Genomic DNA, 11,400 nt, shown 5'->3' on the forward strand with positions numbered 1-11,400 from the left:
GCCGACACGGTCAGCCGTTTCCGAACAGCGCCTGCACGACCTCCGGCGCGCGACGGCCCACCCGCGCGGCCGTCCACGCGCTCTTGCGTCCCGCGCCGACGAGGTAGTGGTGTGCGCTTCGGGGCACCGGCTGGCGACACCCTTGGACGGAGCCGTTCCCCTCGGCCAGCGCCGCGACCACGTCCTCGCCGTCGACCGCGCTCTGGCGCTCGACGCCCGGGACGGTGACCTCGGTGAACGCACGACCGAGGTAGCGGGCGTGGTGGGCGTCGCTGGCGGCGACGCCGGGGTAGCCGTTCGCCTCGGCGAACCGCCGGGCGCGTCGATTCCGGTAGCCCGTGAACAGCCAGGAGTTGTACACCTCGACACCGTCACAGTCGGAGAGCTGTCGGCGTCTGACACCATGTCGCGTGCGCTGGAACGGGTGTGGGACGACCGCGACGCCGCCCATGTCGCGAATCTCTTCGACCGTCTCGCCGAACGGCCGGCGCGGTTCTGGCTGTTCCTCGACGCCGATGGCGAGCAGGTGGCCGGCACCCGTCGACACCTCGACGCCCGGGATTCCGACGAGGCCGTACTCCGGCGCGAGGTCGGCCGCGCGAAGTGACTCGTCGATTGCGTCGTGGTCGGTGACGACGATGCCGTCGAGTCCGATGTCGCTCGCTTGTTCGAGGAGGAGTTCGACGGAGTCGTGCCCGTCGTACGACTCCTCGGAGTGGACGTGCGGGTCGATTCGGAGGGAGACCTCCGCTTCCATCGAGTGGTCGTTGTGGCCCCATCTACCCAACGTTTGTGGCACAGTGGGATCCCTCGGGGCCGTCGCGGCCGACGGACCCAGTCTGCTACCTCGGGGCCTCCCGTTCGCCGGCACCTCGTCGGTGTTCCTGCGGTCGGTTGTCGCTGCGCAGTTCACGACGTGGTCGACGTTCCGAGGTGGCTGCGACGGTCGCAATCACTATTCGACGCGGTCACGTAGTGTCGAGGATGTCACACGTTCCAGAGGCCGTCAAGCAGTACGTCTGTGCCGACTGCCAGACGATGCACGCCGGCACGCCGATTCACCACGAGGGAGGGAGTCACACCTTCGAACCACCGACGTCGTGCGGCGCGTGCGAGGGCGAGACGTTCGTCGAACTGGCCGCTTGGATCCACCACCACGAGTGACCCGCGCGGGCCGGGGGCGCCCCGTGGATCAGCCGAACCGCTGGAACGGCTCCGAGCAGTCGTTGCAGAAGTGCATTGAGCGGCACAGCCCCGGCCCCTTCGGGTGCTCGCGCTCGGTGTCCGTCGACCCGCAGTAGGGGCACTCGGCGGGGTCGTCGTCGTCGCTCCCGGCGGCGCCGGCGGCGACGCTCGGGTCGGGGACGTGTCGGCGCATCAGACGCTCAACCCGAACTCGCGCAGGGCCTCGCGGCCCGCGTCGGTCACCATCGACACCGTCCACCCCGGCGAGTAGCGCAGGCGCACGTCCGCGCGGTCGACGCCCGGCGCCGTCTCGGCGGCACAGCGCACGTCGTTGAGGATCATGTCCCGCGCGGGACAGCCCGTGTACGTGAGCGTCATCTCGACTTCGCACAGGCCGGACGCCTCGTCGACGGACACGTCGTAGATGAGGCCCAGGTCGACGACGCTGACGGGCATCTCGGGGTCCTCGACCTCGTACAGCGCCGTCCACACGTCGGCTTCTGCGCCCGTCGCGCCCTCGCCGGTCTTCGGGTACTCCTCGGGGGCCTCGCCCGTCTCGTAGGAGGTGTACGCGCACGCCTCCGAGTCGGCGGGCGGACCGTCGGGCGTGTCCGTCGGCATGCTGGTCGGCATCTACGCGCCCTCCTCCCCGCGCAGGCGGGCGGGACGGTCGAAGTCGACCTCGCGGTGGGTCGCGGTGAACGCCTCCTGGAGGTTGACCCAGTCGTCGGTGTGGCTCCCGTCGCGCCCGCGGGCGGTCGGGCGCTCAACCTCGTCCGGTTCGGGCACGACGAGGCCGTACCCCTCCAGCGTCGGCACGACGGTGTCGAGCCACTCCTCGCGCATGTTGGCCAGCGACGCCCGCCGGAAGCCGTGTGCGCGGATGTCGTCCTCGTGGGCGCCGGGGGCGAACAGCGACAGCGCGTGCGGGAACAGGTCGTCGACCGCCGCTTGGAGGCGCTCGCGCGCCTCGTCGTCGCTCGCGAGGCGTTCGAGCCAGCTCACGGCGTGGTCGCCGTGGTAGTCCTCCTCGGCGAGCACCTTCCCGACGCGGTCGGCGAGGGGGGCGTAGCTCGTGTCGACGAGCGCCTCCGTGCGGATGCGCTCGGCGGTGTCGTACAGGTACGTCCGCACGACCACGTCGCCCCAACCGTCGTCGGCGAACGCGAGTTCGACGAGCGTCGCGTGCGTCCAGTCGTCCGCGTCACGTCGCCAGATGCACTCCTCCTCGGTGTAGCCGAGTTCCTGCAGGAGGTCGTACCAGAGGCGTGCGTGGCCGAACTCGTCTTGTGCGATGTTGGCGAGCGCGAGGTCGGACTCGAGCGTGGGCGCGTAGATCTGCCACTCGGTGAGGCGCTCGGCCTGGACGAACTCGTCGTCCGCGAGGCGAAAGAGGAGTTCCTCCAGCGCGATCTGCTGTTCGGGGGTGAGGTCGCCCCGGTCGAGCGAGGCGGCGGCGGGCGCGTCGGCGAACTCGTCGGTGGAGTCGTCGCTCATCGCTGGCCCTCCGACTCCAGTTGCTCGCGGCGCTTGCGCGCGGCCTCTCGTTGCTCGGCCTCGCTGTCCTCGACCTCCTGCGCGAACGACGAGTCGATGTCGTTGTACGTCATCGCCCAGCGGTACGCCTTGTCCGTGCGACCGCCGAAGGCGGCGTCCTCGGTGTCGACCTCGCCGATCTCCGACTGCGGGACGACCCACAGCGAGTTGGTCTGCATCCGGCGCGCGTGCTGGACCTGCGCGAACAGTTTCGCCATGTCGCGGTCGGGCGCGTGGACGTTGCCGACGTGCCGGTGGTAGTCACCGGGCTTCTCCTGTCTGAACACTTCCCAGATCATGGTCAGTCAGCCGCCTGCGGCGTGCCCGCGTTTGCTCCCTCCCACGAGTCGAGGCTCTCACGGACCCACTCGACGGCCTCCTGCCGGCGAGCGCGCGAGCCGATCTGTTCGTGGCTCCCGTCGGAGTCGTTCTTCGCGATGGTCCAGAACTCGTCCCAGTCGAGGTCCGACTCCCGGACGGCCATCGTGCCGTCGTCGCGCTCGAAGATGCGCGGGTACTCGGGGATTTCCAGCCCGTACTTCTCGGCCTTCGGGACGTAGAGGTTGAGGAACGAGTTGCGGAGTTCGTCGTTGGTGACGGTCTTCAGGCCCACGTCCATCGCGAAGTCGTTGTGCGTGGACTGGTCGTTGGTGGGGCCGAAGAACTGGAGGATGCGCGGCCACCACTCCTCGAACGTCTCCTGGGTGCGCTCCTGGGTCGCCTTCGACCCGCGCATCAGTTCCCGCAGGATGGACTCGCCGTGCTTCACGTGGAACCCCTCCTCGAAGCAGACCTTGTCCATCGCGTGCGCGTACGGTGTCCAACTCGTCGACTTGAGCGTCGCCTGTCGGCGCATCGCGCCGCCGTCGACGAAGAAGTCGATCATCGGCGCCTCGTACCACGAGTCGACCGGGTAGTGGAAGCAGTTGAGGAACTTCCCCTCGCCGTTCTGGAGTTCGTCGAGCATCTCGTCGCGCGTCTTCACGCCGAGCGTCTCGGCGGCGCGGTACAGCAACTGTGCGTGGCCGATCTCGTCTTGCACCTTCGCGGTGTTCGCCAGTTTCCGGTCCAGCGACGGGGCGTGTCGGGTGAACTCCTTGTCGAGGTAGCCGCCCATGACCTCCGAGTTCGCGTGGAACTGGATCATCCGCGTCGCCGCCTTGCGGTACTCCTCGGGCATGTCGTCGTTCGGCCCGAACTGGCGCGGTCCGGCGCGCGCTTTCACCGTCTCGATGTCCATGATGATCGATCCTTCGCGTTGTGCTCCTTACCGATTGACCCGTTCATACGCGGGTTTTATACGCTGCACGCGGTACCGTCTCCCATGATCGACGAGTGCCTCGTCGTCGAGGTGCGCGTGAGCGGCGACGACTGCCCGCTCGCCGAGGCGACGGCGGCGACGCGGACGCCGGTGCGGGCGGAGCCACCGCAGTTGCGCGCCGACGGCAACGTACTCCTGCGGTTCGGCGCGCCCCGCGACGACGACCTGGCGGCCCACCTCGACGCCGACGACCGGATCCGCTACCTCCACCGGTCGCGCGCGGGCGAGCGCGACACCTACCGCTGTCTCTCGAAGCACCCGTGCGTCGTCCACGAACTCGTCTCGGTCGGCCTGCTCGTCGAGGACGTCCGCTACCGCGACGGCGACGCGACCGTCACGGGCGCGGTGGTCGGCCACGACGTACTCCGGGGCGTGATGGAGACCGCCGGCGAGACGGTCGGCGTGCAGTTGACGCGGACGTACCCGCTCCGGGAGGAGGCCGAACCGGTGACCGAGCAGTTCGGGCTGACGCCGCCACAGACGGCGGCGTTGCGCGCGGCGGTCGCGGCTGGCTACTTCGCGGTGCCACGGGAGGCGAGTTCCGAGGAGGTTGCGGCGTCGTTGGGGCTGTCGAAGAGCGCGTTCTTGGAACGCCTGCGGCGCGCGGAGGCGACGCTGTACGGAGAACTGTTCGGGGAGTGACCGACACAAGAGTGAGTGACCGACACAAGGTATTCACCCGCGGGGAGTGCGCGTCCGTCCGTGTCCGCCGCTCGTTCACCTAGCGTCTCCGCCGCCCTCCTCGTGCTCGTGGCCGTCGCGGCCCTCGGCGGCTGTCTCGCCCCGCCCCAGGGCGGGAGCGTCGTCGCCTCGCCGATGGACTGGACGCCCGACGACGCCGTCGACCGCTCGGCCGTCCACGACGACCGGATCGCCGCCGCCGTCGACCGGGCGTGTTCGAGCGACGACGACGCACACGTCGAGTTCGCCGGGAGCGAGCGCAGTTCGGTTCGGTCCTCGTACGGCGACCTCCGACCGGACGACGGGTTCCCGACGGTCCGGTGTGGCGACGGCGACGGCGCCGTTCGGGTCGAACTCCGCCTGCTCACGTGACCGGCCGGGCGTGCCGTCACGACCGATGCCATTACGGCGTTGACACACCTCGTCGGCACCGACACGGCGTGCGCGACTTCGACCCCGACACGACCGCCGCGACGGCCGCCCAGCCGCGGGTGAGCGCGGCGTGACCGTCCGCATCGACTGGCGCGTCAGCGCCAGCCTGCTCGGCACGTTCCTCAAGTGGCTGTGGGTGCCGATGGCGCTCCCGCTCGGCATCGCCGTCCTCGACGGCACGCCGCTCGTCCCGTTCGTCGTCCCGATGGTCGGGTCGGCGCTCGTCGGCGCGGGGCTGGAGCGACTGACCGACGACCGCGAACTCCGCGCTCGGGAGGCATTCCTGCTCGTCTCGCTCACGTGGCTCTCCTTCGCGCTCGTCGGCGCGGTGCCGTTCGTCCTCGCGGGCAACGGGACGCTCGCGACGCCGGTGAACGCGCTGTTCGAGGCGATGAGCGGCGTGACGACGACCGGCGCCACCGTCGTCGTCGACTTCGCGGCCCACTCGCGGGCGGTGTTCATGTGGCGCGCGCTCATCCAGTGGCTCGGCGGCCTCGGCATCCTCGTGCTCGCCATCGCGCTCCTCTCGCAGTTGTCAGTCGGGGGTGCGCAGTTGATGGAGACGGAGAGCCAGACGCGCGACGTGAACAAGCTCACCCCGCGCATCCGCGAGACGGCGGCGCTGTTGTGGCAGGTGTACATCGGCCTGACCGTGCTGATGGTGGTGGTGCTGTACGGCCTCCGCCTCGCCGGCCTCGCGCCCGAGATGACGCTGTACGACGCCGTCGCGCACGCGTTCACCGCGGTGTCGACGAGTGGGTTCTCCCCGCGTGGCGACAGCATCGCGGCGTTCTCCCCCGCGGTGCAGTGGGTCACCATCCCGTTCATGGCCGCCGGCGCGACGAACTTCGTGCTCATCTACCTCGTGTTGCAGGGCGACTACGGGCGCCTGCGCGAGAGCGACGAGTTCCGCTTCTACCTCGGCATCCTGGTCGCGTTCGCCCTCGCGGTCGCCGCCGTGCTCGCCGTCGACGGCCAGTTCACGAGCGGTGAGGCGACCGCGCGCCACGCGACGTTCCAGGTCGTCTCCATCGTGACGACGACGGGGTACGCCAGCACCGACTTCAACCTCTGGTCGTCCGCGGCCAAGCACCTCCTGTTCGTCTGTATGTTCATCGGCGGGATGGCGGGGTCGACGACCTGCTCGGTGAAGACGCTCCGCTGGCTGGTCGTGCTCAAGTCGTTCCGGCGGGACCTGTTCGTCGCCTCCAGTCCGAACGCGGTCCGCCCCGTGCGCCTCAGCGGCAACGTCATCAGCGAGGACACCATCCGCGACATCTACGCGTACACGCTCGTCAGCCTCGTGTTCTTCATCGTCGCCACGGTGGTCGTCGTCGTCGACGCCGCCCGCGCTGGCGTCGCCGTCACGGAGTTCGAGGCGATGGGCGCCGCCGCCTCGACGTTCTTCAACGTCGGCCCCGCCTTCGGCATCGCCGGCCCGTTCGCGAGTTACGAGCCGTTCCCCAGGTCGACGAAGCTCCTGATGACGTTCCTGATGTGGATCGGTCGCATCGAGATCGTGCCGGTGCTCGTCCTCTTGACGCCGAGTTACTGGCGCTCGTGACACCTCCGCCGCCGTGGCCCCCGCCCGCCGCCAGCACCGACCGGGAACCGGCGGTACTGCTTTGATCCCCGTTCGCGTCGTGTGACACGATGACGTGGAACGAGGTCGAGACGGCGAGCCGCGAGGAACTCCGGGCGCTGAAAGGCGAGCGCCTCCGCGACACCGTCCGCCGGGCGTACGACCGCGTGCCGTTCTACCGCGAGCGACTCGACGAGGCTGGCGTCCACCCCGACGACATCGAGCGCATCGACGACGTGACCCGGCTCCCGATGACGACGAAGGAGGACTTCCGCGCGGAGTACCCGCGCGGGCTGTTCGCGGTACCGGACGACGAGGTCCGTCGGATCCACGCCTCGTCCGGCACCACGGGGAAACCGAAGGTGGTCGGGTACACCGACGGCGACCTCGCGGTGTGGCGGGAGGTGGTGGCCCGGTCGCTGACCGCCGCCGGCGTCGAACCGGGCGACACCGTGCAGAACGCCTACGGCTACGGGCTGTTCACGGGCGGCCTCGGCGTCCACGGCGGCGTCGAGGAACTCGGGGCGACGGTTATCCCCATCGGCGGCGGCCAGACGGACCGGCAGATCGACCTCCTCCGGGACCTCGAGTCGGACGCGCTGACGTGCACGCCGTCGTACTCGCTGTACCTGGCCGAGCGCGCCGTCGAGCGCGGCGTCGACGTGCGCGAGCTCCCGCTGTCGACGGTGATCGTCGGCGCCGAACCGTGCACCGATCCGATGCGCGAAGAGATCGAGGAGCGCCTCGGCGTCACCGCGGTCGACATCTACGGCCTCTCGGAGATCATCGGGCCGGGCGTCTCCAACGAGTGCGTCACCGCACAGGACGGCCTGCACATCTGGGAGGACCACTTCCACCCGGAGGTCGTCGACCCCGACACCGGAGAGCCACTCCCCGAGGGCGAGGAGGGCGAACTCGTGCTCACGACGCTGACGAAGGAGGCGGTGCCCGTCCTGCGCTACCGGACGGGCGACCTCACGACGCTCACCACCGAGCAGTGTGACTGCGGGCGGACGATGGTGCGCATGGACAATGTCACCGGGCGGGCGGACGACCTGATCATCGTGCGCGGGGTGAACCTGTACCCGAGTCAGATCGAGGACGTGGTGCTCGAGTTCGACGCCGTCGCCCCCTTCTACCGCATCGACCTCCGACGCGACGGGGCGCTCGACACGTTCGAACTCACCGTCGAACGCCGGGACGATGCCGCGGTCGACCCCTCGACGCTGGGTGGGCGGATCGCAGACCGAGTCCGCAACGTCGTCGGCCTGACGCCGGACGAGGTTCGGGTGGTCGACCCCGGCGGCGTCGAGCGCACCGAGACGGGGAAGGTGAAGCGCGTGTTCGACCACCGGGAGTGATCTACCGGGCCGCATCGTGACAGTACCCGGGGGACGCCGGGCAACGGCGGGATCGCCAGACGAGAGCCAGTCGGCGAAATTCGCCGATTCTACGATCGCCAGAAAGCGGCGCGTTCGGGCCTGTACGCTTGGATCGCGCCAGTTATACCCGCTCGACTGGAATCGTTGGTGTGACGCGTACAGACGTCGACCCCGTCGACCGGACCACCTCCGTCTCCAGCCACGCCTATCGGATCACCCTCGACAACGGACGGGAGACATTCGACGCCCTCGAGATCTGTGACGACCACTGTCCGGAGGCCTACCTCATGTCCGACACGGTCCACTCGCTCGAAGCGATGCGATAACCCTCCGCGGTCGCCAGTCCTCCCGTTCTCACCCGTCGACGAGATCCGCCAGTAGTCGGTTCAGCCACGCGAACTCGTCGGCAGTGACCTCGTGACCGACACCGTCGTACAGGCGCTCGGTCACGTCGGCACCCAGCGCGCCCAGCACCGCCGCCGTCGCGCGCACCCGGTCGGGCGGCACCCGGTCGTCTGCTGCGCCACCCGCCACCAGCGCCGGCGTCCCGGCGAGGTCGCCCGTGAGCCCCTCGGCGTCGACCGTCGGTCCGAGGAGACTCCCGCTGAGCACCGCGAGCGGGTGGGCGCCGCCGCGGTCGACCGCGTACTCGGCGGCGACCGACGCCCCCTGTGAGAAGCCGACGAGAACCACGGCCTCCGGTGGCAGCGAGAGCGTCGTCCGCGTCTCCGTCAGGAGACTGTCCACGACCGCCAGCGCCGACTCGAGGTGGGACTCGTTGCGCTCGCGCGGTTCGTCGCCGGCGTACGGGTACCACCGCCCGCGGTCGGCGGCGGGGGCGACGAACGCCACGCCGTGACGCGCCAACGGGTCGAGGAGGTTGATCACGCCCTGTGCCGTCGCGCCGCGACCGTGGAGCGCGACCACCGCGGCCCGCGCGGCACCGCGTGGCGCACCCGCGGTCACGACGGGGCGACCCGCATGCGGGCCGGGGAGGTCGGCCGGGAGCGTTCCGTCGCCGAACATCAGCGCTCGTGCGGGGTGTCGTGGCCCCCGTCGTCGTCGCCACCGTCGCTCTCGTCGCCCCCGTCCCCAGCGGTGTCCGGGAGTGTCAGCGGCGGCAACTGCCCCTCGATCATCTCGCGGTCCTCCTCGGCCCACGGCGGGAGCACGAGCGACTCGCCCGCGGTCTCGGGGGCCTCGTCGATGGCGAACCCCGGCCCTTCCGTCGACAGTTCGATCAGGATCCCACCCGGTTCGCGCACGTAGATTGCCTTGTAGTAGTGTCTGTCGCGGATGCGCGACACGTCGATGTCGCGCTCGCGGAACAGGTCGTGCCACTCGCGCAACTGCGCCTCGTCGGGCACCCGGAGGGCGACGTGGTGGACGCTGCCAACCCCCTCGCGAGCGTAGGCGGCGTCGCGGTCGAGGAGGTCGACGACGGTCGCGTGGTCGCCGCCGGCGCGGTAGCGGACCCGGTCACCCGCCTCGCCCTCGTACGATAGGCCGAGCGTGTCGAGGACGCTCGCGGTCGCAAAGGGGTTCGTCGGGAGCGCCGTGACGCCGTGGAGGCCGCGGATCGCGGCGTGGTCGGGCACCGGGCCCTCGCGCCACGGCTCGACCGGCTGATCGGCGGCGACGAGTTCCAGGCGAGTCCCCGCGGGGTCCTCGAAGCGGAGCGCGGTCTCGTCGAACCGGTCGACCGTCTCGGTGTCGACGCCGTGCGCGGCGAGGCGGTCGCGCCAGTAGCCGAGCGAGCCCTCCGGCACGGCGAAGGCGGCGGCGGTGATCTGGGGCTTCCCCCGCCGCCCCGGTGGCTCGTTCGGGTACGGGAAGCAGGTGTAGACGGTGCCGAGGTCGCCCGCGCCGTTGCCGTAGTACAGGTGGTATCGGAGCACGTCCTCGTGGTTGACGGTCCGCTTGACGAGGCGCACGCCGAGCGTCCCGACGTAGAAGTCGATGTTCGCCTGCGCGTCGCCGACCATCGTCGTGACGTGGTGGATCCCTGGGACGTCGGTGAGCATTCGGACGCCGGCACTTGGTGCTCGGTCGTGTTAGCGTCCCCGGCGGCGGCGGCCCACCGTCGAGACGACGCGGCTGGTCGGTCACCGCTGCAGCCCTTGTGACGACCCCGCTGGACAGTTCTCGAAGCAGCCGACGTTCGTTGAGTCATCGTCTTTGGTCGTTGCATTTTCGTCTCTCACGGCAGGCGATTGTTGCGAAAGAGTAAACCACGGCTCCGCCGACAACTCTCCTATGCATCGCGACGGCATCGACCGCGACGACCTCGACCACTCGGTGACGCCGAGCGAGTGGACGAGCCACGCCGACACACGCGACGTGACCGGTGCGGCGGTCGCGACGTGCGGCCTCGCGGACTCGACGGGAGCCACGACTGGGGGAGACAGGGCGTCGGGCGCCGGGGTGAGACAGTGAGCGGCGACCCGTGGGAGGAGGTGTCCATCGAGCACGACCCCGACACCGGCGAGTACACCGCGACGTTCGACCCGCGGGAAATCGACGCCAGCATCGCCGTCATCGAGACCACCGCGGCCATCCGCCGAGAAGCGCCCAACCGGCACGCGCCGCTGTTCGAGGTGGTCGACCCCGACGCACTCGACCAGATCTGTTCGAGTCACAGCGACGACACGCTCGTCGAGTTCACCTACCTCGACCACCGGATCCGCGTCCTGAGCGAGGGACGCATCACCGTGGTGCCGGTGGAAGCAGAGTAGCCCCACCGACACCGCCCGACTCGTCATCGGACCGCCCCGTCACCCCCCGCCCGCGAGGGTGTCGTTCCTCACTCGGCGACGACGAGGATCCGCGTGTTCCCGCGTCGGTCGGCGTACTGTCCGCCCGCCGGCGGCTTGATCGACACCGAGAGCGTCCCCTGTTCGCGGTTCGGCCCGAGTGACGGGGCGACGGAGACGGTCGCCGACCCGTCGGCGTCGCTTCTGGCAGTCGCGACGCCGTCGAGGTGCGCGCTCCCCCCGGAGACGACGACCGTCGCGCCGGCGACCGGTTGGCCGTCCGGGCCGACGACCGTCAGCGTCAGGTCCTGTTCGCCCGGCGTCGTCACCTCCGGTTCGGGGCGGACGTCGAGTTCCGTGACCGCGAGGCCCTGGACCCCGCTGACCATGTTGAGCATCACGCTCAGGCTGGCGACGCCGACGACAAGCGCGATGACGAGTCGGACTGGGAGACCCTCGATCGCTCGCTCGTCGCGCCGGAGGTCGGCCAGCCGCCGGCGTTCGGTCGCCAGCACCGTTCGGAGACGG

17 protein-coding genes are annotated in these 11,400 nt (G+C 70.1%); 8 read left to right on the forward strand and 9 right to left on the reverse strand.

Translation table 11 applies throughout. The annotated features are described in order from the left end of the window. Positions 1–10: 10 nt before the first annotated feature. On the reverse strand, positions 11–757 hold the full coding sequence (locus P0R32_RS13885; RefSeq protein WP_276239409.1) for a PHP domain-containing protein: 747 nt from the start codon (positions 755–757) through the stop codon (positions 11–13). 227 nt (positions 758–984) lie between these two features. Between P0R32_RS13885 and P0R32_RS13890 the strand changes: the two genes are divergently transcribed. After that, complete coding sequence (locus P0R32_RS13890; protein ID WP_276237625.1) at positions 985–1,164, forward strand: hypothetical protein; 180 nt, start codon at positions 985–987, stop codon at positions 1,162–1,164. Positions 1,165–1,192: 28 nt separating this feature from the next. On the opposite strand, the gene paaE is transcribed toward P0R32_RS13890, so the two are convergent. The 5 genes from paaE to P0R32_RS13915 are packed head-to-tail and all read right to left on the reverse strand — an operon-like array spanning position 1,193 to position 3,961. Further along, positions 1,193–1,378 (reverse strand): 1,2-phenylacetyl-CoA epoxidase subunit PaaE, encoded by a 186-nt coding sequence (paaE, locus tag P0R32_RS13895; RefSeq protein WP_276237626.1) that lies wholly within the window; start codon positions 1,376–1,378, stop codon positions 1,193–1,195. Further along, positions 1,378–1,818, reverse strand: coding sequence for a 1,2-phenylacetyl-CoA epoxidase subunit PaaD (gene paaD / locus P0R32_RS13900; protein WP_276237627.1), 441 nt, complete (start codon positions 1,816–1,818; stop codon positions 1,378–1,380). The genes paaE and paaD overlap by 1 nt, the downstream gene beginning before the upstream one ends. After that, positions 1,819–2,682: a 1,2-phenylacetyl-CoA epoxidase subunit PaaC gene (gene paaC / locus P0R32_RS13905; RefSeq protein ID WP_276237628.1), complete on the reverse strand. Its 864-nt coding sequence runs from the start codon at positions 2,680–2,682 to the stop codon at positions 1,819–1,821. Then, positions 2,679–3,020 carry a 1,2-phenylacetyl-CoA epoxidase subunit PaaB gene (paaB, locus tag P0R32_RS13910; RefSeq protein WP_276237629.1) on the reverse strand — a complete coding sequence of 114 codons (342 nt, stop codon included), beginning with the start codon at positions 3,018–3,020 and terminating at the stop codon, positions 2,679–2,681. Before paaB ends, paaC begins: the two co-directional genes overlap by 4 nt. A 2-nt stretch (positions 3,021–3,022) precedes the next feature. Continuing rightward, complete coding sequence (locus P0R32_RS13915) at positions 3,023–3,961, reverse strand: Phenylacetic acid catabolic protein (protein ID WP_276237630.1); 939 nt, start codon at positions 3,959–3,961, stop codon at positions 3,023–3,025. Positions 3,962–4,045: 84 nt separating this feature from the next. Between P0R32_RS13915 and P0R32_RS13920 the strand changes: the two genes are divergently transcribed. The 5 genes from P0R32_RS13920 (at position 4,046) to P0R32_RS13940 (ending at position 8,445) form a co-directional block, all read left to right on the forward strand. Then, entirely contained in the window at positions 4,046–4,684 is a 639-nt protein-coding gene (locus tag P0R32_RS13920) for a helix-turn-helix domain-containing protein (protein ID WP_276237631.1), read from the forward strand. Between the two features lie 60 nt (positions 4,685–4,744). Further along, positions 4,745–5,095 carry a hypothetical protein gene (locus tag P0R32_RS13925; protein WP_276237632.1) on the forward strand — a complete coding sequence of 117 codons (351 nt, stop codon included), beginning with the start codon at positions 4,745–4,747 and terminating at the stop codon, positions 5,093–5,095. Between the two features lie 130 nt (positions 5,096–5,225). Then, the gene (locus tag P0R32_RS13930; protein WP_276237633.1) at positions 5,226–6,719 is read left to right on the forward strand and encodes a TrkH family potassium uptake protein; all 1,494 of its coding nucleotides are present in this window, start codon (positions 5,226–5,228) and stop codon (positions 6,717–6,719) included. Between the two features lie 89 nt (positions 6,720–6,808). After that, positions 6,809–8,098 carry a phenylacetate--CoA ligase PaaK gene (gene paaK, locus P0R32_RS13935; protein WP_276237634.1) on the forward strand — a complete coding sequence of 430 codons (1,290 nt, stop codon included), beginning with the start codon at positions 6,809–6,811 and terminating at the stop codon, positions 8,096–8,098. A gap of 170 nt (positions 8,099–8,268) precedes the next feature. Continuing rightward, positions 8,269–8,445, forward strand: coding sequence for a hypothetical protein (locus tag P0R32_RS13940; RefSeq protein WP_276237635.1), 177 nt, complete (start codon positions 8,269–8,271; stop codon positions 8,443–8,445). A 28-nt stretch (positions 8,446–8,473) separates the two neighbouring features. Here the strand turns inward: P0R32_RS13940 and P0R32_RS13945 are convergent, their stop codons facing one another. Beyond that, the gene (locus tag P0R32_RS13945) at positions 8,474–9,145 is read right to left on the reverse strand and encodes an alpha/beta hydrolase (RefSeq protein WP_276237636.1); all 672 of its coding nucleotides are present in this window, start codon (positions 9,143–9,145) and stop codon (positions 8,474–8,476) included. After that, positions 9,145–10,143, reverse strand: a complete 999-nt coding sequence (locus P0R32_RS13950) for a ring-cleaving dioxygenase (RefSeq protein WP_276237637.1) — start codon at positions 10,141–10,143, stop codon at positions 9,145–9,147. The genes P0R32_RS13945 and P0R32_RS13950 overlap by 1 nt, the downstream gene beginning before the upstream one ends. Before the next feature lie 232 nt (positions 10,144–10,375). On the opposite strand from P0R32_RS13950, the gene P0R32_RS13955 reads away from it, so the two are divergent. Together P0R32_RS13955 and P0R32_RS13960 are read left to right on the forward strand one after the other, a co-directional pair. Next, a complete protein-coding gene (locus P0R32_RS13955; protein WP_276237638.1) occupies positions 10,376–10,555 on the forward strand; it encodes a hypothetical protein in 180 nt (59 codons plus the stop codon). Beyond that, complete coding sequence (locus tag P0R32_RS13960; RefSeq protein ID WP_276237639.1) at positions 10,552–10,854, forward strand: HalOD1 output domain-containing protein; 303 nt, start codon at positions 10,552–10,554, stop codon at positions 10,852–10,854. The genes P0R32_RS13955 and P0R32_RS13960 overlap by 4 nt, the downstream gene beginning before the upstream one ends. Positions 10,855–10,922: 68 nt before the next feature. Here P0R32_RS13960 and P0R32_RS13965 read toward each other — a convergent pair whose 3' ends face one another. After that, entirely contained in the window at positions 10,923–11,387 is a 465-nt protein-coding gene (locus tag P0R32_RS13965) for a DUF7382 domain-containing protein (protein WP_390219516.1), read from the reverse strand. Positions 11,388–11,400 lie beyond the last annotated feature (13 nt).

This window comes from Halobaculum marinum, assembly GCF_029338555.1.
GTDB lineage: Archaea > Halobacteriota > Halobacteria > Halobacteriales > Haloferacaceae > Halobaculum > Halobaculum marinum.

Excerpts from the sequence above, each read along its gene's own strand:
- P0R32_RS13885 (WP_276239409.1), bottom strand. The coding sequence starts at position 757 with ATGGAAGCGGAGGTCTCCCTCCGAATCGACCCGCACGTCCACTCCGAG.
- P0R32_RS13890 (WP_276237625.1), top strand. The coding sequence starts at position 985 with ATGTCACACGTTCCAGAGGCCGTCAAGCAGTACGTCTGTGCCGACTGC.
- paaE (WP_276237626.1), bottom strand. The coding sequence starts at position 1,378 with ATGCGCCGACACGTCCCCGACCCGAGCGTCGCCGCCGGCGCCGCCGGG.
- paaD (WP_276237627.1), bottom strand. The coding sequence starts at position 1,818 with ATGCCGACCAGCATGCCGACGGACACGCCCGACGGTCCGCCCGCCGAC.
- paaC (WP_276237628.1), bottom strand. The coding sequence starts at position 2,682 with ATGAGCGACGACTCCACCGACGAGTTCGCCGACGCGCCCGCCGCCGCC.
- paaB (WP_276237629.1), bottom strand. The coding sequence starts at position 3,020 with ATGATCTGGGAAGTGTTCAGACAGGAGAAGCCCGGTGACTACCACCGG.
- P0R32_RS13915 (WP_276237630.1), bottom strand. The coding sequence starts at position 3,961 with ATGGACATCGAGACGGTGAAAGCGCGCGCCGGACCGCGCCAGTTCGGG.
- P0R32_RS13920 (WP_276237631.1), top strand. The coding sequence starts at position 4,046 with ATGATCGACGAGTGCCTCGTCGTCGAGGTGCGCGTGAGCGGCGACGAC.
- paaK (WP_276237634.1), top strand. The coding sequence starts at position 6,809 with ATGACGTGGAACGAGGTCGAGACGGCGAGCCGCGAGGAACTCCGGGCG.
- P0R32_RS13945 (WP_276237636.1), bottom strand. The coding sequence starts at position 9,145 with ATGTTCGGCGACGGAACGCTCCCGGCCGACCTCCCCGGCCCGCATGCG.
- P0R32_RS13950 (WP_276237637.1), bottom strand. The coding sequence starts at position 10,143 with ATGCTCACCGACGTCCCAGGGATCCACCACGTCACGACGATGGTCGGC.
- P0R32_RS13955 (WP_276237638.1), top strand. The coding sequence starts at position 10,376 with ATGCATCGCGACGGCATCGACCGCGACGACCTCGACCACTCGGTGACG.